Source organism: Labrys monachus (genome assembly GCF_030814655.1).
GTDB lineage: Bacteria > Pseudomonadota > Alphaproteobacteria > Rhizobiales > Labraceae > Labrys > Labrys monacha.
In genome coordinates, this window is record NZ_JAUSVK010000001.1 from 2119986 (window position 1) to 2138896 (window position 18911).

Sequence of the window (18911 nt, forward strand, 5' to 3'; positions counted from 1 at the left end):
TCCGGCCGGGTTCCCGCCGCCGTGCCGCGGGCTGTGATCGGCGCTCGTGTCCTGCACGCCGGCCGAATCGCGCCCGCTGCCGGCGGCGGCTCCTGTTCAGTCGAAGAGGCGTTCCCCCTGCTCGTCGACGAGTTGCCGGCCCTTGGCCAGGGAGAACTGCACGGCGTCGTCCAGGCTGGCGAAACGGTCGGCGCGAATGAATTTATGGCTCTTCGGCGTCCCGTTGACGTCCTTTTCGATCACGCCCGCGGTCTGGTACTGGCCGGCCTCCTTGTAGGGGGCGGCGCGGATGGTGAACCCCTTGTGTTCATGGCCTTCGGCTTCCGCGGGCTCGTCGGCCGCCGCCTCGCGGCGTCCGCCGAGGAGCGACGATATGGATTTGAGGAATGATGCCATGATGCTGCCCCCTGTTCGGATCGATCGACCCATAGAATAACCCTACCGTCATGGCTGCGCCAATGCCGGCCGCCGTCCCCCGCACACTCGACGCCAAACCCGCTCCACAAAAAAGCCTTCTCCGATAATCCGGAGAAGGCTTGGATGTTCCGGCCCAGGGCAGGGCGGGGTGGTTCAGTTGTCGAGGAAGCTGCGCAGCTTGCGCGAGCGGCTCGGATGCTTGAGCTTGCGCAGCGCCTTCGCCTCGATCTGGCGGATACGCTCGCGCGTCACCGAGAATTGCTGGCCGACCTCCTCCAGCGTGTGATCGGTGTTCATGCCGATGCCGAAGCGCATGCGCAGCACGCGTTCCTCGCGGGCGGTGAGCGAGGCGAGCACGCGCGTGGTGGTCTCGCGCAGGTTCGACTGGATCGCCGCGTCGATCGGCAGGATCGCGTTCTTGTCCTCGATGAAGTCGCCGAGATGCGAATCCTCTTCGTCGCCGATCGGCGTTTCCAGAGAGATCGGCTCCTTGGCGATCTTCAGCACCTTGCGCACCTTTTCGAGCGGCATGGCGAGCTTCTCGGCCAGTTCCTCCGGCGTCGGCTCGCGGCCGATCTCGTGCAGCATCTGCCGGCTCGTGCGCACGATCTTGTTGATCGTCTCGATCATGTGCACGGGGATGCGGATGGTGCGGGCCTGGTCGGCGATCGAGCGGGTGATGGCCTGCCGGATCCACCAGGTGGCATAGGTCGAGAACTTGTAGCCGCGCCGATATTCGAACTTATCGACGGCCTTCATCAGGCCGATATTGCCCTCCTGGATCAGGTCGAGGAACTGCAGGCCGCGATTGGTGTATTTCTTGGCGATGGAGATGACGAGGCGCAGATTGGCCTCCACCATTTCCTTCTTCGCCTGGCGGGCTTCGCGCTCGCCCTTCTGCACCATATGCACGATCTTGCGGAACTCGATGATCTCGAGGCCGGTCTCGGTGGCGAGGTTGTGGATGTCCTCGCGCATCGTCTTGATCGTCTCGAGCTCATGGGCGACGAATTCGCGCCAGCCCTTGGAGCCGAGCTTGGAGACGCGCAGGATCCATTTCGGATCGAGTTCCGAGCCCTGATAGGTGCGCAGGAAGTCGGCGCGATCGACACGATAGCTCTCGGCCAGGCGCATCAGCCGGCCTTCATAGCCGATGAGGCGCTTGTTGATGTCGTAGAGCTGCTCCACCAGGGCGTCGATGCGCGCCTGGTTGAGGGAGAGGCTCTTCACATTGGTGACGATCTCTTCCTTCAGCTTCTTGTATTTGCGGTCCTGCGAGGGCGAAAGCGAGCGGTTCTGCAGGCGGCTCTCGACGTTCACGTCCTGCAGGCGGCGCAGCTTCTTGTAGTCGTCGGCGATGCGGTCGAAGGTTTCGAGCACCTTCGGCTTGAGCTCGGCCTCCATCGCCGAAAGCGACACGTTGTTCTCCATGTCGTCTTCGTCGAGATCGCCGTCCATGGGCGGCAGCGCGTCGTCGTCCATGGCGGGCGCGGCTTCGCCCTCGGCCGCCTCTCCCATCACGGCCGGCGGCACGTTCTTGCCGTCCGGGCCGGCATAGGTCGCCTCGAGGTCGATGATGTCGCGCAGCAGGATCTTGCCGTCGTTGAGCTCGTCCCGCCAGATGATGATCGCCTGGAAGGTGAGGGGGCTTTCGCACAGGCCGGCGATCATCGCCTCGCGGCCGGCCTCGATGCGCTTGGCGATGGCGATTTCGCCCTCGCGCGACAGAAGCTCCACGGTTCCCATTTCGCGCAGATACATGCGCACGGGATCGTCGGTGCGGTCGGTCGGTTCCTTGGCGGTTTCGGAACGCACGGGCGCGCGCGAAGCGGTCGCCTCGACGAGATCGCCGCCCTCGGCTTCCTCTTCCTCGGCGGGCGCGGCCGGTTCTTCGGCCTCTTCGGTCTCGGTCTCCTCATTGTCGACGACATTGATGCCCATCTCGGAGAACATGGCGAGCACGTCCTCGATCTGGTCGCCGTCGACCTGCTCGGAGGGCAGGACGTTGTTGATCTCTTCATGCGTGACATAGCCACGCTTCTTGGCGCGCTTGATCAAGGCGCGGACGGCGGCATCCGAAAGGTCGAGGAGGGGACTGTCCTGGCTCGGCGCTTCGGTTTCCGGCGTCTCTTCCTTGTCAGCTTCTTTTTTCGCCATCGTCGTTGTCCTCATCGCCTCGAACCGGCCAGCCTCCCGCAAGGACCGCTGGCTTAAGACCGCACCTTGTGCCACACCCGAAGGCATGGCCGGATTCCCTCCCGCAGAGGGATTGATCGCCAACACCAAAAAGGGCAGCGTCCGTTGTCCGGAGCCACCCGACTCGCTGTCGCACCATTGACGGGTAAACGCTAATCCGCCGTTAACCCTGCTCGATCCGTTTTCCGGTCCGGCCGGCGAAAGCCGGACCGGAAAACGGACTACATGGCCCGTGCCGCACGTCCAGATGAAGCTCCGAACCCATCGATCGTCGCCTCCATGCCTTCCATCGCGGCAAGCTGGGCCTTGATCTCCGTCAGATGGGCGAAATTCTCTTGTGTGAAGTCCTGTTCGAGCGCGGCAGCGGCAAGCCTGAGCTCCTTATGTAACGTACGCGATTTGTGATGCAAGGTCACCACATGCATGAATCCCTGCTGAACATCGGAAAAAGCGGCGTCGTGGCGCACCCAGAAATGGGTCGGCGCACTCGCCGCGCTGATATGAGCGAGCAGGCGCTCGAATCCGAGCACGTGCAGCTGCGCGGTGATCACAGGTGATTCGCGCTGGCCGTGGGCCGCGCAATCGATCAGCGCCTGGCGCAGGCGGTTGGCTTCCGCATTGTCGAATTCCAGCTCGGCCAGCGTCTCGCAATGATGATCGAGAAGTTCCGGATGCGCCACCAGGGCCGCGAGGATGAGCGCTTCCCGGGCGGGCAGCCCGCCATGGCCGCCGCGCACGCGGACGCTTTCCTTGACGCCGGGGGTGACGAGGCGGCCGAGGGGCGCCGCCTCGCGCCGGCCATTGCCCTGCTGGCGCCATGGCTGCCTCTGCGTCCTGTCGAAGGAGCCTTGCGGCCCGCGGGCCGGGGCGAACAGGCCGCGCAGCCTCGTCTCCATGTCGGCGCGGTAGTGCTTGCGGACTGTTTCGTCGCGGATCGGGGCGAGCGCCTCCATCAAGCGGCGCTCGAGCGCGGCACGGGCCTCCGGCGTCGAGAGGTCGCCGTTCTCGGTCTCGCGGGCCCACAGGATGTCGGAGAGCGGCAGGGCCGCCTGCAGCACCTCGCCTACGGCGCCCGGTCCGGCCCGGCGCACCAGTTCGTCCGGGTCCTGCCCGTCGGGCAGCAGCGCGAAGCGGAGCGTCTTCGCCGGGCCGATCTGCGGCAGGGCGACGTCGACGGCGCGATAGGCGGCGCGGCGGCCCGCCTTGTCCCCGTCGAAGCACAGGACCGGCTCCTCGCTCAGGCGCCAGAGGAGGTTGAGCTGGTCTTCCGTCAGCGCCGTCCCGAGCGGGGCGACGGTATGGGGAAAACCGGCGACGCTCATCATGATGACGTCGACATAGCCTTCCACCGCGATGATGCCGCCCTTGTCATGGGCCGCCTTGCGGGCCTTGTGGTGGTTGTAGAGGCAGGAGCCCTTGTGGAAGAGCGGCGTTTCCGGCGAGTTCAGGTATTTGGCCTGGGCGTCCTTGTCCATGGCCCGGCCGCCGAAGGCGATCACGCTGCCGCGGGCGTCATGGATCGGGAACATCACCCGGTCGCGGAAGCGGTCATAGGGGACCTGGATATCCTCGCCATGGATGAGCAGGCCGGCCTCGATCATCGCGTCGCGGTCGACGCCCCGGGAGGCGAGGTGGTCGCGTAGCGCATATTTCTCGTTGGGCGAATAGCCGATGCCGAACTCGGCCTGGATCGCCGGCGTCAGGCCGCGATCGGCGAGATAGCCGCGCGCGGCCGCGCCCTCGCGCGCCTGCAGGCGGCCCTGGAAGAAGGCGGCGGCGAGATCGAGCACCTCGTGCAGGGAAGCGCGCCGCTCCTCGCGGACGACGTCCTCGGCCGTCATCTTCGGCAGGGCCACGCCGGCTTCGTCGGCGCAGCGGCCGACCGCCTCGGGGAAGGAAAGGCCCTCGACCTCCATCAGGAAGCGGAAGATGTCGCCATGCTTGCCGGAGGAGAAGCAGTGATAGAAGCCCTTCTGGTCGTTGACGTAGAAGGATGGCGTCTTCTCCGCGTTGAAGGGAGACAGGCCGCGCCACTCCCGGCCCTGCTTCCTGAGCTTGACGCGCTTGCCCACGACCGCGGACACCGGAAGGCGGGCGCGGATCTCGTCGAGCAGGGCAGGCGGATATTTCATGGCTTCAATCTGAGGATGGGCGCTGCGTTGGCAAGGTGCATGGAGGGCATGCTCCTCGCCGGATGTTTCGAGGATACCAGATATCAGCCGATGACGTCGCCGTCCTTCGCGTTCGCTCCCCTCAATCGGGGCCGCCGGCAGCCTTCATCGATGGTTCTGGGAACCACCGCCGATACGCCCGGATCGGATGGGCGGCAAGTGCGGATCGCCGATCTCGGCCGCCGTCTGCTTGAAGATGCCTCTGAGCCAGGCCAGCAAGCGGTCGTTCTTGCGGGCCGCAGGCCAGACCATGGTGAGGGGCAGGGCTGTCCTTTCCAGCGGCGGTTCGGCGAGGACGAGATCGAAAGCGTCCGCGAACCGGCGCGCGAAGGCGCGCGACAGCGTCGTCACCATGTCGGTCCTCGCCACCACCGCCAGGGCGGCGGTGAAATGCGGGGTCGTCAGGGCGACGCGCCGTTCGAGGCCGGCGGCCGCCAGCGTCGAATCGGCTTCGGTATGGCCGTCGCCGAAGATCGACACGGTGACGTGCGAGAAGCGCGCATAGTCGGCCAGGCTCGGCGCCGGGTTTCGAGCCGCGGGATGGCCGCGACGCATGACCAAAGCGAGGCTGTCCTCCAGCAGCAATTCGCTGTGCGCCCCGGCCGGCAGCGGATAGGTGGCGAGCGAAAACGTCATGTCGATCTCGCCTGCCTGCATGCGGCTTGCGATATCCGGGCCGAGCGGCATTGCGCGCAAGTCGACCTCAGGCGCTTCCTTCATCAGCCGCGCCATGACCCCGGGAAAGAACAGCGCGGTCTGCGAATCGACCGCGGCGATGCGGATCGTGCGCCGTTCCGATGCCGGGTCGAAGCGCGGTTCCGCCACGACATCGCCGATATCGGCAAGGATGGCGTGGATTCTCGGCGCAAGAGCCTCCGCCCGGGCGGTCAGCACCATGCCGGCTCCGGATCGGAGCATCAACTCGTCGCCGAAGAGATGGCGCAGCCTGTCGAGCGCCCGGCTCATGGCCGGCTGGCTCAGGCCAATGTCCCGCGCCGCCCGGCTGACGCTGCGATGGGCCAGAAGCGCACCCAGCGCCGTGAGCAGGTTGAGGTCGATCGCTTTCAGATGCACGTCGCGCATATGGTAGATATAAACCATGCATTGGAATTATGATAGGACACCCTGTATCGCTTCTCCCACCAAAGGAGGCGATCATGCCGGAGAAAATTCTGATCCTGGGTTACGGCCCGATTGGCCAGGCCATCGTGCAGCAGCTTGCGGCAGCGGGTCGCACATCGACCATCGTGCAGCGCAGGCGGCCGGAAAACCTGCCCGAGGGCGCAGTGTTCGAGGCGTGCGACGCGCTCGATGGCCCGGCGTTGCGCCGTGTCGTCCAGGGCGCGAGCGCGGTGGTCTGCACGATCGGCCTCGCCTATGATTCCGCCGTCTGGGAAAAGAGCTGGCCCCGGCTCATGACCAACATGCTCGACGCCTGCGAGGCCGCCGGAGCGCGTCTCGTCTTCATCGACAATGTCTATATGTACGGGCCGCAGGACGCCCCGCTGACGGAGGACCTGCCGATGGCCGCGACAGGCCGCAAGGGCAAGGTCCGTGCCGCCATCACGCGGCAATGGCAGGCCAGCTACAAGGCGGGGCGTGTCAGGACCGCAGCCCTCCGCGCCCCGGATTTCTACGGTCCCGGCACCACGCTGTCGATCTTCGGCGACGCCACCATCGGCGCCCTCGCCAAGGGAAGGACCGCCCAGCTCGTCGTCGCGCCGGATGCGCCGCACGCGCTCGCCTATGTGCCGGACATCGCGCGAGCCGCCATCCTGCTGCTCGACGCGCCGGATGACGCCTACGGCCAGATCTGGCATGCGCCCTGCGCGCCCGCCCGGGCGCCGCGCGAACTTCTCGGCATGGCGGCCTCGCGGCTGGGTGTCGGGCTGCGGTTGATGGCGCTGCCGGGATGGCTGATGCCGCTGCTCGGCCTGTTCATGCCTTTCCTGCGCGAATGGCACGAAACCTATTTCCAGCACGACCGGCCTTTCCGGGTCGACAGCCGGAAATTCGAACAGCGCTTCGGCGTGCAGCCGACCCCGCTGGAGGAAGGGATCGAAGCCACGGCCGAGAGCTTTCGCAGACCGCATTAGCCGATGGTATCGACACCTCACCGGACATCTTCCGGATCCTCGTCGTGCGGACGACGAAGCGGAGTCCGGCGAAAGACGGGATGCCAAAGACGCCGCGTCGATCGCATCCCAGCCCGCGGCGAAGACGTCATAGGCGCTGACGCGCGTCCTCCCACGACCTCAGGTCAGGCTATTGCCCGAGCACGGCCTGGCCGAGCCGCAGCGGGGTCTGGAGGATGGTGCCGGCGGTGTTGACGACGAAGAGGCCGGTGCGCGAGACCGGGTTGCCGCGGGCCGCCGCGGCGTCGTTCCTGGCCACTTCGCTCAGCGCCGGCAGGATGCTGACGAATTTGCCGTGATTCATTGCATCGAGGCTCTTGGTGTCCGACATGTCGATCACGCGCAGGTTGTAACGGGTCATCGCCTCCTGCGCCTTCGGGGTATCGGCGAGCGCATTGCCGAGGCGCGGCAGGTCGCCCGCGATGCGCTGCGAGGCGCCGAGGGCGCGGTCGTCCCGCGATATGCCGATGGTGATCGGCTCGTTCAACTTGCCGATCGCGTCGATCTGCGTCCTGAAGACGTCGACGTCGATGTCGGGCGACATCAGGAAGACTTCGCCGAGCTTCGGGAGAAAAGCCGACCCGCCGCGTATCTTCGCCTGGCGCAGGGTTTCGACCGCCAGCCAGTTGCCCATGCTGTGCGCGATGATGTGGATGCGCTTGACGCCCGGGGTGCGGGCGAGATCATTGAGGAATTCCTCGAAATAATCCCGCGAATAGGTACTGGCCTCGCGGTCGGCGACATAGCCCGTCAGCGTGCCGAGCGAAGGCCATGCGAACCCCACGACCGTGCCTGGAAAGCCGCTGTCGCGGCTGAGTTCGGCGACCCGGTAGACGGCTTCCTGGTAATTGGTGTTGTAGCCGTGTACGAAGACGGCGACTTCGCCGCTTTTCCGGCCGTTGAGCAGCGCCTTGCTGAAGCCCGCTTCGTCCAGCGCGCCGGAGTTGAGCACGACGAAATTGCGGGCGGGGTCGCCCGGCGCCTCGCTCGGCCATTCGATCTGCCCCTCGACATGGGTGGGGGGTATGGAGATCGAATATTGCTCGTAGCTCAGCCCGAAATTGCGCTTGTCCGTGAAGTCCCGCCGGTCGACGGTCGAGCGCTGGCGGGTCGTCGCCATCAGCACCCTGACCGGTGTGCCCACGCCCGCGGCGTCGGCGACGGGGTGCAGCAGCCGCGGGCCGGGCCGGTCGGCACAGGCCGCAAGGCAGGCGACGAGAGCCAGGGCGGCCGCTGCCAGCCGGAACATTCGGATGAAGGACGCCATGCCTGCCTCTGACCGCAACCGCCGGACAGTCTAGCTGTAGCTGCGGCAACAAGGAAGGGCGCCCCGGGATCGTCGATTGCCGCGGGTGTGCGCCGCAGGGGCCGTCCCGGGCCGCCGCGCCGGTGCGGGAGAGGCCTCTACCCGCCGAGGGCTTCCTTGACGAGCGGGCCGGTCCTGGAAAAATCCATCTGGCCGGCGAAGCGCTCCTTCAGCGCGGCCATCACCTTGCCCATGTCCTTCATGCCGGCGGCGCCCGTTTCGGCCACGACCGCGGCGATGGCGGCCCTGGTCTCGGCGGCATCCATCTGCTTGGGCAGGAAGGAGGAGATGACCTCGATCTCGGCTTTCGCCTGCTCGGCGAGCTCGGCACGGCCGGCCTTGATCGCGGTCTCCTGCGATTCCTGGGCTTGCTTGATCATCTTCTGCAGCATGGAGAGGATTTCGCCGTCGGGAATGCGGCCGTCATGCTCTCCGCCGCGAGCGGCGATGTCGCGATCCTTCAGAGCGGCCGTGATCAGGCGGACGACGGAAAGACGCGGCTTGTCGCCGGCCTTCATGGCTTCCTTGACGGCGTTGTTGAAGTCTTCGCGCAAAGGCATTGTCGGGACCTTCCTGATCTAAGATTTGGTTCGTAGGGGGCACGACGCTGGGAACTATTTCACGACGCCATTGCAAGCTACTGTTTCTTCTTGCAATTCCGCTTCATGCAAAGGGTTGACGGCAAGCCGTCCCATCCCTAATTTCCGCCGCGACTGCCGGGCCGGCCGGTTTCTGCCGCCGCCATCGAACCGGCACTTAAGATGAAAATGACCGTCACACAAGCTAGGACGCGCGATCACCATGGAAAATGGCTGGATTGAACCCAAAGCCACGGCTCTCCTCGTGCTTGCCGACGGCACCGTGCTGGAAGGGATCGGCCTGGGCGCCGTCACCAAGGCCGCGGGCGAATTGTGCTTCAATACCGCGATGACGGGCTATGAGGAGATCCTGACCGATCCTTCCTATGCCGGCCAGATCATCACCTTCACCTTTCCCCATATCGGCAATGTCGGCGTCAACGATGAGGATATCGAGACGGTGAACATGGCCGCCTCCTCCGGCGTGCGCGGCATCGTGCTGCATGCGCCGATCACCGAGCCTGCCAATTACCGCGCCAGCCGCCACCTCGACGCCTGGCTGAAGGCCCGCAACATCGCCGGTATCGCCGGCATCGACACGCGGGCCCTGACGGCCCGCATCCGCGAGGGCGGCATGCCGAACGCGGTGCTGGCCTTCGATCCCGACGGGGATTTCGACGTCGAGGCCCTGAAGCGCGAGGCGGCGGGGCTGCCGGCCATGGACGGGCTCGATCTCGTGCCGCCGGTGACGACGGCGCAGCGCTTCGACTGGGACCAGACCGTTTGGGAATGGGCGACCGGCTATGGCCGTCTCGCCGAGCCGAAATTCCGCGTGGTCGCCATCGATTATGGCGTGAAGCGCAACATCCTTCGCCTCCTGGCGTCCGCGGGCTGCGCGGTGACCGTCGTACCCGCGACCACGACGGCGGAAGATATCCTCGCCTTGAAGCCGGATGGGGTATTCCTGTCGAACGGTCCGGGCGACCCGGCCGCCACCGGCGTCTATGCCGTGCCCGTCATCCGCACGCTGCTCGAACGGGACGTGCCGATCTTCGGCATCTGCCTCGGCCACCAGATGCTCGGGCTCGCCGTCGGCGCGCGCACAGTGAAGATGAAGCAGGGCCATCACGGCGCCAACCATCCGGTCAAGGACTTCACCACCGGCAAGGTGGAGATCGTGTCGATGAACCACGGCTTCGCCATCGATCGCGACAGCCTGCCCGAGGGCGTCGTGGAGACCCATGCCTCACTGTTCGACGGTTCCAATTGCGGGCTGGCGCTGGTGGGCAAGCGCGTCTTCTCGGTCCAGCACCATCCCGAGGCCTCACCGGGCCCGCAGGACAGCCATTATCTCTTCAAGCGCTTCGTCGAGATGATGGAAGGCAGCCAGGCCGTCGCGGCCTGATTTTCCGGGAGCGCGGACATCCGTCCGCACTTTGGAAACCACAGGATCTTGCGGAAGGGAGCGGACAGGATGGAGTGCGCTCCCAGGGCGCAAACACCACCTTTCATCGCTTCGTCATGGCTGATGCGCGTCGGGCCTCTTTCCCCGACCGCCAAAATGGTTTAGTCGAACCGCTCGATCCGTCCGGCGCCGCGGTACCCCTCCGCGGCTTTTTCATGCCGGCCCTCCAGTCTCGGACGAGCAATGCCAAAGCGTAGCGATATATCTTCCATCCTGATCATTGGTGCCGGCCCGATCGTCATCGGCCAGGCCTGCGAATTCGACTATTCGGGCACACAGGCCGTCAAGGCGCTGCGTGAGGAGGGATACCGCGTCATTCTCGTCAACTCCAATCCGGCCACGATCATGACCGATCCGGATTTGGCGGACGCGACCTATGTCGAGCCGATCACGCCGGAAGTCGTGGCGCGGATCATCGAGAAGGAGCGTCCGGACGCGCTGCTGCCCACCATGGGCGGCCAGACGGCGCTCAACACCTCGCTCAAGCTTGCAGAGATGGGCGTGTTGGAGAAGTACGGCGTCGAGATGATCGGCGCCAACGCCGATGCGATCGACAAGGCCGAGGACCGCGAGCGCTTCCGCGAGGCGATGAACCGCATCGGCCTGGAGACGCCGCGCTCGCGCCTGGCGCACAGCCTCTCCGAAGCGCTGGAGGCGCTGGAGGCGATCGGCCTTCCCGCCATCATCCGCCCCTCCTTCACTTTGGGCGGCACCGGCGGCGGCATCGCCTACAACAAGGCCGAGTTCATCGACATCATCGAGCGTGGGCTCGACGCCTCGCCGACGACGCAGGTCCTGGTCGAGGAGAGCGTGCTCGGCTGGAAGGAATATGAGATGGAGGTCGTCCGCGACAAAGCGGACAACGCCATCATCGTCTGCTCCATCGAGAACATCGACCCGATGGGCGTGCATACGGGCGATTCGATCACCGTCGCCCCGGCGCTGACGCTGACGGACAAGGAATACCAGGTCATGCGCAACGCATCGATCGCGGTGCTGCGCGAGATCGGCGTCGAGACCGGCGGCTCGAACGTGCAGTTCGCCGTCGATCCCGCGACCGGCCGCCTGGTGGTGATCGAAATGAATCCGCGCGTGTCGCGCTCCTCTGCTCTGGCCTCGAAGGCGACCGGCTTTCCCATTGCCAAGGTCGCCGCCAAGCTCGCGGTCGGCTACACGCTCGACGAGATCGAGAACGACATCACCGGCGGGGCAACGCCGGCCTCCTTCGAGCCGACGATCGACTATGTCGTCACCAAGATCCCCCGTTTCGCCTTCGAGAAGTTCCCCGGCGCCGAGCCGATCCTGTCGACGGCGATGAAATCGGTCGGCGAGGCCATGGCCATCGGCCGCACCTTCCAGGAAAGCCTGCAGAAGGCGCTGCGTTCGCTGGAGACCGGGCTGAACGGCCTCGACGAGATCGAGATCGAGGGGCTGGGCATGGGCGACGACAAGAACGCCCTTCGCGCGGCGCTCGGCAAGCCGACGCCGGACCGCCTCCTCAACGTGGCGCAGGCGATGCGTCTCGGCCTGTCGGACGTCGAGATCCACGGCGCCTGCAAGATCGATCCGTGGTTCCTGGCGCAGATCCGCGGCATCGTCGACGCCGAGCAGCGCATCCGCACCTTCGGCATTCCCGGAACGCCGGGCGCCCTCAGGGGCCTCAAGGCGATGGGGTTCTCCGATCGCCGGCTCGACGCGCTCGCAGGCGCGGCCGAGGGATCGGCGCGGGCGGCCCGCCGCGCCCTGGACGTGCGGCCGGTGTTCAAGCGCATCGACACCTGCGCCGCCGAATTCGCCTCGCCCACGGCCTATATGTATTCGACCTATGCGGCGCCGTTCGCCGGCGCCCTCGCCGACGAGGCGCGCCCCTCGGACCGCAAGAAGGTCATGATCCTCGGCGGCGGCCCGAACCGCATCGGCCAGGGCATCGAGTTCGACTATTGCTGCTGCCACGCCTGCTTCGCGCTGTCGGATGCGGGGTATGAGACCATCATGGTCAATTGCAACCCGGAGACGGTCTCGACCGACTACGACACCTCCGACCGGCTCTATTTCGAGCCGCTGACGGTCGAGGACGTGCTTGAAATCCTCGAGGTCGAGAAGTCGAACGGCACGCTGCACGGCGTCATCGTGCAGTTCGGCGGCCAGACGCCGCTGAAGCTGGCCGTCGCGCTGGAACAGGCCGGCATCCCGATCCTGGGAACGACCCCCGACGCCATCGATCTCGCCGAGGACCGCGACCGCTTCAAGCGCCTCCTCGACAAGCTCAATCTGCGTCAGCCGAAGAACGGCATCGCCTATTCGGTGGAGCAGGCCCGGCTGGTGGTCGCCGATCTCGGCCTGCCGCTGGTCGTGCGCCCCTCCTATGTGCTCGGTGGGCGCGCCATGGCGATCATCCGCGACGAGTCGACGTTCGACGAATACCTGCTCGGCACGCTGCCCCAGATGGTGCCGCCGGAAATCAAGGTGCGCTATCCCAACGACAAGACCGGGCAGATCAATACGCTGCTCGGCAAGAATCCACTGCTGTTCGACCGCTATCTCTCGGATGCGGTCGAGGTCGACGTCGACTGCCTGTGCGACGGCAAGGACGTGTATGTCGCCGGGATCATGGAGCATATCGAGGAGGCCGGCATTCATTCCGGCGATTCGGCCTGCTCCCTGCCGCCGCGCTCCCTCAGCCCGGAGATCCTGGCGGAACTGGAGCGCCAGTCGAGGGCGATGGCGCTCGCGCTCAATGTCGGCGGCCTGATGAACGTGCAGTTCGCCATCAAGGAAGGGGTCATCTACGTGCTCGAGGTCAATCCGCGGGCCTCGCGTACCGTGCCCTTCGTCGCCAAGGTGATCGGCGAGCCGATCGCCAAGATCGCCGCGCGCATCATGGCGGGCGAGAGCCTGGCATCCTTCGGGCTCAAGCCAAAGAAGCTCAACCATGTCGCGGTCAAGGAAGCGGTGTTTCCCTTCGCGCGCTTTCCCGGCGTCGATACGGTGCTCGGGCCGGAGATGCGTTCGACCGGCGAGGTCATCGGGCTCGACCGCGACTATGCCGTGGCCTTCGCCAAGAGCCAGCTCGGCGGCGGCAGCACCGTGCCCACCAGCGGCACCGTGTTCGTCGCCATGAAGGACGCGGACAAGCCGCGCATCCTCGAATCGATGCGCCTGCTCGCCGAACTCGGCTTTTCGATCGTCGCCACCGGCGGCACGCAGCGCTACCTCGCGGCCAACGGCATCGCCGCCAGGCGCATCAACAAGGTGCTGGAAGGGCGGCCGCATATCGTCGATTCGATCAAGAACGGCGGCATCCAGCTGGTGTTCAACACAACCGAGGGTGCACAGGCGCTCGCCGACTCGCGTTCGCTGCGCCGCGCAGCCCTCTTGCATAAAGTGCCATATTACACCACTCTCTCTGGAGCAGTGGCGGCTGCGCAGGGAATCAAGGCCTATAAGGGCGGCGATCTCGAAGTGCGTGCGCTGCAGTCATACTTTGAGGTGGGCGCCTGATCCGCGAATGGACGGCCCCACAGCTTTACAGCGATGATGATGACCGCCGTGCCGGATTTTCCGTTCGGTGTAGGCGTTCTTTTTGCGTTTGGAAGAGAAGACGAAGATGGACAAGATCCCCATGACGCCTGCGGGCCACGCCGCTCTCGAGGCAGAGTTGAAGGAGCGCCAGCAGGTCCAGAGACCCCGTATCATCGCGGCGATCTCCGAAGCGCGCTCCCATGGCGACCTTTCCGAAAATGCCGAGTACCACGCGGCCAAGGAAGCGCAGGGCCACAATGAGGGCCGGGTCGCCGAACTCGAGGACATGCTGTCGCGTGCCGAAGTGATCGACGTGACCAAATTGTCGGGCGATACCGTGAAGTTCGGCGCCCGCGTCACGCTGATCGACGAGGATACGGAAGAGCAGAAGACCTACCAGATCGTCGGCGAGAGCGAGGCCGATGTCCGCTCCGGCAAGATCTCGATCGGATCGCCGCTGGCGCGGGCCCTGGTGGGCAAGAAGAAGGGCGTCTCGGTGGAAGTGAACACGCCGAAAGGCCCGAAGGCCTACGAGATCGCCAACGTCGCCTGGAGCTGAGCGTCCCGACGATGGATGTCCTCGCGTCGCGTCTGCCCATACGGGGCGCGGCGCATGCGCGTCCCGATCCCGGCCTTCTCACGGGAAATTGTCTCGCCGAAAATGCCGTGGCGGTGCAAGAGAGCGCGCGTCCGATCCTTCGAAGAGACAGGCTCCTTGAACCGGATGCGGCTCGACATCGTAGGATGGTGAAACCGGCGGGGCGTGCGTCCTGATCGAGGCCTGTCCCATGCCGGTGTCGTTCGTACACGGGAGACATCCATGACATCGCCCTTCATCGATCGCCGGGCCTTGCTGGCCTTGGGCGCGGGGCTTGCCCTCAGCGGCTGCGCGACCTCCCTGGCGGGCAATGCCGCCCTGCCGGTGATCCGCAGCGTGCGCGTCACCGGTCACGCCAATTCCTATATCGAGCGGATCACGCCCTATGTGCAGCGCAACCTGGTGCAGCAACTCGGGTCCCGCTATCAGCCCGGCGCCGCCGGCGGCGCGACGCTCGTGGTGGAACTGACCGGCATCGAGCTTGAAACCGCCTCGGGCGATTCCTTCGGCCCGTTCAGTTCGGATGCCTCCGACGTGCTCGATTCGAGGATTACGCTGCTGTCGCCGTCCGGCGCGGCAGTGAAGAGCTTCCCGCTGCTGACGTCCACCTTCGCCGTCGATGCGTCGGATCAGATCCCCGATCCCACGCCGCGCCGGTTCAATTCGCTCGCCCGTACCTTCTCCTACTGGGTGGTGAGCAAGCTCGGCTGACGGCCGTCCCTCAGGGACGCGCCCGTGGCCGGGGGCGTTCCCCGAGACTCAGGCGTTCGCGGTGACGTCCACTTCGAGCGGGACGATCGGTGCGTCCTTGATCGAGCGCAGGGTCAGCGCCGTCTTGACATTGCGGACGGCGGGGGCGGCGGTCAGCTCGGAAACGAAGGCCTGGAAGGATCGCAGGTCCCGCGCCACGCATTTCAGCACGAAGTCGATATCGCCGGAAAGCATCCAGCATTCGCGCACGAGCGGCTGGCCCTTCACATAGTTTTCGAAGGTGTTGAGATCGGCGCCGGCCTGCGAGGTCAGGTTGACCATCGCGAACACCGTGATTTCATAGCCCAGCGCCGATTCGTCGAGGAGCGTCCGATAGCCCTTGATCACGCCGTTGTCCTCGAGCGCCCGCACCCGCCGCAGGCAGGGCGGCGCGGAGATGCCGACGCGCTTGGCCAATTCCACGTTGGTCATGCGGCCGTCGGCCTGAAGCTCAGCGAGGATTTTCCAGTCGACGGTGTCAAGGCGTGCGTGCACGGGAGACCTTTCCGATTGCGAACGGGCAAGCGTTCCCTAAACCGGAGAGGAAAGGCAGGCAAGCATCTTTATTGCACAATCCGCCGGTGCGGGCGCAAGAAACTTGCGCAACGCACCGCGGCGTCCGACCGCGTTTCCGTTCGAAATCATCACTCGTCGAGTTCGAATCGCGCCGAGACGGAGACGCCGAGCGTGCTCTCCCCGGATTCGACGGGGACCGCAGCCGCCGTCATCGCCTTGGCGCGATAGAGCCCGCCACCCCTCGGGCCGGTGCTCTCGCTCAGCTCGATCAGCCTGCCGAGCTTGAGGCCGGATGCGGCGGCGTAGGTCGCCGCCTTGCGCCGCGCGTCCTCGAACGCCGCCTTGCGGGCATCGTCGAGGAGAGCCGACTGGTTGGAAACGTCGAACTGGATGCCGTCGATCGAATTCGCTCCGGCCGTGACCGCCTTGTCGAGGATTTCCCCCAGCCGCGTCAGGTCGTGCAGCGTCACGTTTACCGAATTGGAGACGGTGTAGCCATTGATCGCCGGCGGCGTGCCGGCACTCGCGAGGGCGTTCTGCGAGCGGTCGATCTCGGGCCGCACGGAAAAGCCCGTGGTCTGCAGATCCTTGCCGTCGACGCCGTCGGCCTTGAGGGCGGCGATGACGTCGCCCGTGGATTTGGAGTTCGCCGCCACGACGTCGCGCGCATCCTTGCCGGTGCTTTCGACCCCGATGGTGATGAAGGCGACGTCCGGCCTGGCGCTGGTGAGCGCTTCGCCGTTCACCGAGACCGACCGCCTGGCGTCGTCCGCATGGGCGAGACCGAGGGAGCCCGCCAACAGGAGCGCGGCGAGGGCGGGACGGCCGGCGGGAAAGCGGGACATTGACGGCTCCGATGGGGCAGCGGTTGCGGGCCGGGAAGCTCGCAACCGATCGCGGCGGCATGATGACGGCGCGGCGGCATTGAATCGGCGCCGGACTCTGCCTATAGATGCACCGTCTGGCACAGCCGGGCCTGTAGCTCAATGGTTAGAGCCGGCCGCTCATAACGGTCTGGTTGGGGGTTCAAGTCCCTCCGGGCCCACCAGATGCAAATGATATCAATGGCTTACGGGGCGGTTAGCCCGATTTCTCGGCCAGTTTTTCTTGGCCGTGCGAATGCGGGAAACGAGGACAGCTATTGGGTTCTGTCATGCGCGAGCCGAACGTCGCATGTTCAACCTCTTCATGGCCGAGTATCTGCACCACCCTCGATTGCGGCCATCTCCAAAATGCGTCATCCTGCCGAGCATGTGCCTGCACGTGCCGGGGGCAAGATGACGCCGATGAATCGACTGCCGCCGCGCCCGAATCCAGAAGGGATCTCGCGAAGAGATTTCATGAATGGTCTTCTCATTGCCTCGGGGGGCCTCGTCGTCGGCGTGTCCTCGCCGATGCGCGCCTTCGCGGCGGAACCGGCGGCCGGCGCGTGCGACGACATCGCCGGCGTCGACCCCCGTCTTCTTCACGGCGGCAATCTGCCGGCGGCCTTCAATGTCGGGCACTGGATGCGGGATCAGCGGCTGAGCTTCGAGCCCGGTGCCGTGACCATCGCGCCGGGGTGCGATTCCCATGCCGGCAAGTTCGATATTCACGCCGAGCCCGGGGAATTCGACGTGATCGTCGTCGGCGCGGGCCTTGCCGGCCTGTCGTCCGCCTTCCATCTGCTGCAGAAACGGGCGGATCTGCGTATCCTCATCCTCGAGGCCAACGGCTACACCGGCGGCAATGCTGCGCGGGACGCCGAGGCGCCCTTGCCGGTACCGGCATCGACGGCCGGTGCCTTTTGCACCATCCCCGATGACGGCTTCATGCAGCAGCTCTACGCCGAGATCGGCATCAAGGGGGAAGCATTCAGGATTCCTTCCCCACGCACCACCTATTTCTTCGACAAGAATGCGCCGGGTGTGAATCCGGGCTACGAGGGCTGGCAGACCGAGGAGATCTTCACGCCCGGCAAGACCCGGGACCCGCCCTACAGCGAGAAGATCATGGATGATTTCGCAAGATCATTCAAAGTCTTCAAGGACTGGTACGACGTCGAGGGAGGCCCCGATGACCCGCCGGACGCCAGCGACCCCAAATATGACTATCTTTCGCGCATCACGCTGGCGGAGTACCTGACGAAGGAACTTCACTGCGACCCGATCGTCGTCGATTTCTATTCGAATTACACCACCGACTGCATGGGCGGCACCGCCCATAGCGTCGCCGCCCATACTGCGATCAGCTTTTTGAGTTCCGAATATGCCGGTACCTGCTTCGCCTATCCCGGCGGAACGTCGGAGATTGCGGCACGCCTCGCCCAATGGCTCGCCAGGCCCGGCCACTCTATCGACACGCGGAAAAACGCTGTTGCCCTGCGAGTCGATATTGACGGGTCGGGGTCGAAGCGGGCCGCCAGCGTCACGTATTTCAAGGACGACAAATTTTATCGGGCGACCGCGGAGGCCGCGATCGTTGCGACGCAGGCCTCCAGCGCAAAGCACCTGATCGACCATCTGTGCGACGAGGAAAGAAAGGCGGCGTGGGACGAATTCAACACGGCGCCGGCACTCGTCGCCAACGTCGCGCTCCGCAACATGGCGCCTTTCGTCAAGCTCGGACTCGGCTACGACAATTATCTATGGGGCAGCCGCTATTGGTCGAATTTCGAGATCGCGGATTGGACGACCGACGGGCGCGACAATCCCGATCGCGCTTCGGTGCTGACCTTCTTCAACGGCATCACCGTGCCGAGGGAGGAGTTCCCGCTCGAGCGCATGAAGCTGCTGCAGACGCCTTTCGAGGAGTATGAGAGAGCCTTGCGGGAAGACCTGGCGCGGATCACCCAGGGAACCGGTTTCGATTTCGACCGCGATGTCAGCGCGATCTTCGTCTATCGCTGGGGGCACAGCATGATCCTGCCCACCACAAAATCATTGTTCGGCGATACGCTGGATTCGGACGGAAAGCTTGATCGCAGCAAGGCGCCGCGGCGTATCGCCTGCCGCCCGCTTGGTCCGATCTCGTTCGCCGGCCAGCATACCGAGGGGACGCCTTCGGTCGAGAGCGCGATCGGCTCGGGGTACCGCGCGGCCAGGGAAGTTCTTGCGCGGCTGTAGCGGGGCGAGGGTGGCTCGTCGTCCGGGCGGACGTGCTCGCTTCGGCGCCGGATGAAGGACGATCGTCTTTCGCCGATACTTGCTCCGCCCGCCAAAGCTGATATTGGCAACGGCAATCAGATGGACGACGGTCTGGCCGGGTTGTCGTCCCGC

General features: G+C 65.5%; 14 protein-coding genes and 1 tRNA gene. 7 read left to right on the forward strand and 8 right to left on the reverse strand.

From position 1 onward, the window contains the following. Positions 1-96 precede the first annotated feature (96 nt). From J3R73_RS09600 to J3R73_RS09615, 4 genes are all read right to left on the reverse strand, one after another. Positions 97-396: an HlyU family transcriptional regulator gene (locus J3R73_RS09600; RefSeq protein ID WP_307425577.1), complete on the reverse strand. Its 300-nt coding sequence runs from the start codon at positions 394-396 to the stop codon at positions 97-99. 174 nt (positions 397-570) lie between these two features. Then, positions 571-2574, reverse strand: coding sequence for an RNA polymerase sigma factor RpoD (gene rpoD, locus J3R73_RS09605; protein WP_307425580.1), 2004 nt, complete (start codon positions 2572-2574; stop codon positions 571-573). Positions 2575-2834: 260 nt separating this feature from the next. Beyond that, positions 2835-4745: a DNA primase gene (gene dnaG, locus J3R73_RS09610; protein WP_307425582.1), complete on the reverse strand. Its 1911-nt coding sequence runs from the start codon at positions 4743-4745 to the stop codon at positions 2835-2837. Positions 4746-4889: 144 nt separating this feature from the next. Continuing rightward, the gene (locus tag J3R73_RS09615) at positions 4890-5885 is read right to left on the reverse strand and encodes a LysR family transcriptional regulator (RefSeq protein ID WP_307425585.1); all 996 of its coding nucleotides are present in this window, start codon (positions 5883-5885) and stop codon (positions 4890-4892) included. Positions 5886-5941: 56 nt separating this feature from the next. Here J3R73_RS09615 and J3R73_RS09620 point away from each other — a divergent pair, with 56 nt between their 5' ends. Then, entirely contained in the window at positions 5942-6880 is a 939-nt protein-coding gene (locus J3R73_RS09620; RefSeq protein ID WP_307425587.1) for an NAD-dependent epimerase/dehydratase family protein, read from the forward strand. 169 nt (positions 6881-7049) lie between these two features. Here the strand turns inward: J3R73_RS09620 and J3R73_RS09625 are convergent, their stop codons facing one another. Beyond that, positions 7050-8186 carry an alpha/beta hydrolase gene (locus tag J3R73_RS09625; protein WP_307425590.1) on the reverse strand — a complete coding sequence of 379 codons (1137 nt, stop codon included), beginning with the start codon at positions 8184-8186 and terminating at the stop codon, positions 7050-7052. Positions 8187-8323: 137 nt separating this feature from the next. Beyond that, on the reverse strand, positions 8324-8785 hold the full coding sequence (locus J3R73_RS09630; protein ID WP_307425591.1) for a GatB/YqeY domain-containing protein: 462 nt from the start codon (positions 8783-8785) through the stop codon (positions 8324-8326). A gap of 241 nt (positions 8786-9026) precedes the next feature. On the opposite strand from J3R73_RS09630, the gene carA reads away from it, so the two are divergent. The 4 genes from carA (at position 9027) to J3R73_RS09650 (ending at position 15099) form a co-directional block, all read left to right on the forward strand. Further along, on the forward strand, positions 9027-10208 hold the full coding sequence (gene carA / locus J3R73_RS09635) for a glutamine-hydrolyzing carbamoyl-phosphate synthase small subunit (protein WP_307425594.1): 1182 nt from the start codon (positions 9027-9029) through the stop codon (positions 10206-10208). Between the two features lie 243 nt (positions 10209-10451). After that, positions 10452-13769 (forward strand): carbamoyl-phosphate synthase large subunit, encoded by a 3318-nt coding sequence (gene carB, locus J3R73_RS09640; RefSeq protein WP_307425596.1) that lies wholly within the window; start codon positions 10452-10454, stop codon positions 13767-13769. A 106-nt stretch (positions 13770-13875) separates the two neighbouring features. Further along, entirely contained in the window at positions 13876-14349 is a 474-nt protein-coding gene (gene greA / locus J3R73_RS09645) for a transcription elongation factor GreA (RefSeq protein WP_307425598.1), read from the forward strand. A 261-nt stretch (positions 14350-14610) separates the two neighbouring features. Then, complete coding sequence (locus J3R73_RS09650) at positions 14611-15099, forward strand: hypothetical protein (protein WP_307425600.1); 489 nt, start codon at positions 14611-14613, stop codon at positions 15097-15099. A 48-nt stretch (positions 15100-15147) separates the two neighbouring features. On the opposite strand, the gene J3R73_RS09655 is transcribed toward J3R73_RS09650, so the two are convergent. Further along, on the reverse strand, positions 15148-15633 hold the full coding sequence (locus J3R73_RS09655) for an Lrp/AsnC family transcriptional regulator (RefSeq protein ID WP_307425603.1): 486 nt from the start codon (positions 15631-15633) through the stop codon (positions 15148-15150). Positions 15634-15782: 149 nt separating this feature from the next. Next, positions 15783-16499 (reverse strand): SIMPL domain-containing protein, encoded by a 717-nt coding sequence (locus J3R73_RS09660; RefSeq protein WP_307425605.1) that lies wholly within the window; start codon positions 16497-16499, stop codon positions 15783-15785. A gap of 127 nt (positions 16500-16626) precedes the next feature. Between J3R73_RS09660 and J3R73_RS09665 the strand changes: the two genes are divergently transcribed. Together J3R73_RS09665 and J3R73_RS09670 are read left to right on the forward strand one after the other, a co-directional pair. Continuing rightward, positions 16627-16702: transfer RNA gene (locus J3R73_RS09665), tRNA-Ile, on the forward strand. A gap of 16 nt (positions 16703-16718) precedes the next feature. Next, positions 16719-18758, forward strand: coding sequence for an FAD-dependent oxidoreductase (locus tag J3R73_RS09670; protein ID WP_307425607.1), 2040 nt, complete (start codon positions 16719-16721; stop codon positions 18756-18758). Positions 18759-18911 lie beyond the last annotated feature (153 nt).

What these genes read in the sequence shown, in the direction of transcription:
- J3R73_RS09600 (WP_307425577.1), bottom strand. Translation starts at nt 396, where the DNA reads ATGGCATCATTCCTCAAATCCATATCGTCGCTCCTCGGCGGACGCCGC.
- rpoD (WP_307425580.1), bottom strand. Translation starts at nt 2,574, where the DNA reads ATGGCGAAAAAAGAAGCTGACAAGGAAGAGACGCCGGAAACCGAAGCG.
- dnaG (WP_307425582.1), bottom strand. Translation starts at nt 4,745, where the DNA reads ATGAAATATCCGCCTGCCCTGCTCGACGAGATCCGCGCCCGCCTTCCG.
- J3R73_RS09615 (WP_307425585.1), bottom strand. Translation starts at nt 5,885, where the DNA reads ATGGTTTATATCTACCATATGCGCGACGTGCATCTGAAAGCGATCGAC.
- J3R73_RS09620 (WP_307425587.1), top strand. Translation starts at nt 5,942, where the DNA reads ATGCCGGAGAAAATTCTGATCCTGGGTTACGGCCCGATTGGCCAGGCC.
- J3R73_RS09625 (WP_307425590.1), bottom strand. Translation starts at nt 8,186, where the DNA reads ATGGCGTCCTTCATCCGAATGTTCCGGCTGGCAGCGGCCGCCCTGGCT.
- J3R73_RS09630 (WP_307425591.1), bottom strand. Translation starts at nt 8,785, where the DNA reads ATGCCTTTGCGCGAAGACTTCAACAACGCCGTCAAGGAAGCCATGAAG.
- carA (WP_307425594.1), top strand. Translation starts at nt 9,027, where the DNA reads ATGGAAAATGGCTGGATTGAACCCAAAGCCACGGCTCTCCTCGTGCTT.
- carB (WP_307425596.1), top strand. Translation starts at nt 10,452, where the DNA reads ATGCCAAAGCGTAGCGATATATCTTCCATCCTGATCATTGGTGCCGGC.
- greA (WP_307425598.1), top strand. Translation starts at nt 13,876, where the DNA reads ATGGACAAGATCCCCATGACGCCTGCGGGCCACGCCGCTCTCGAGGCA.
- J3R73_RS09650 (WP_307425600.1), top strand. Translation starts at nt 14,611, where the DNA reads ATGACATCGCCCTTCATCGATCGCCGGGCCTTGCTGGCCTTGGGCGCG.
- J3R73_RS09660 (WP_307425605.1), bottom strand. Translation starts at nt 16,499, where the DNA reads ATGTCCCGCTTTCCCGCCGGCCGTCCCGCCCTCGCCGCGCTCCTGTTG.
- J3R73_RS09670 (WP_307425607.1), top strand. Translation starts at nt 16,719, where the DNA reads ATGGCTTACGGGGCGGTTAGCCCGATTTCTCGGCCAGTTTTTCTTGGC.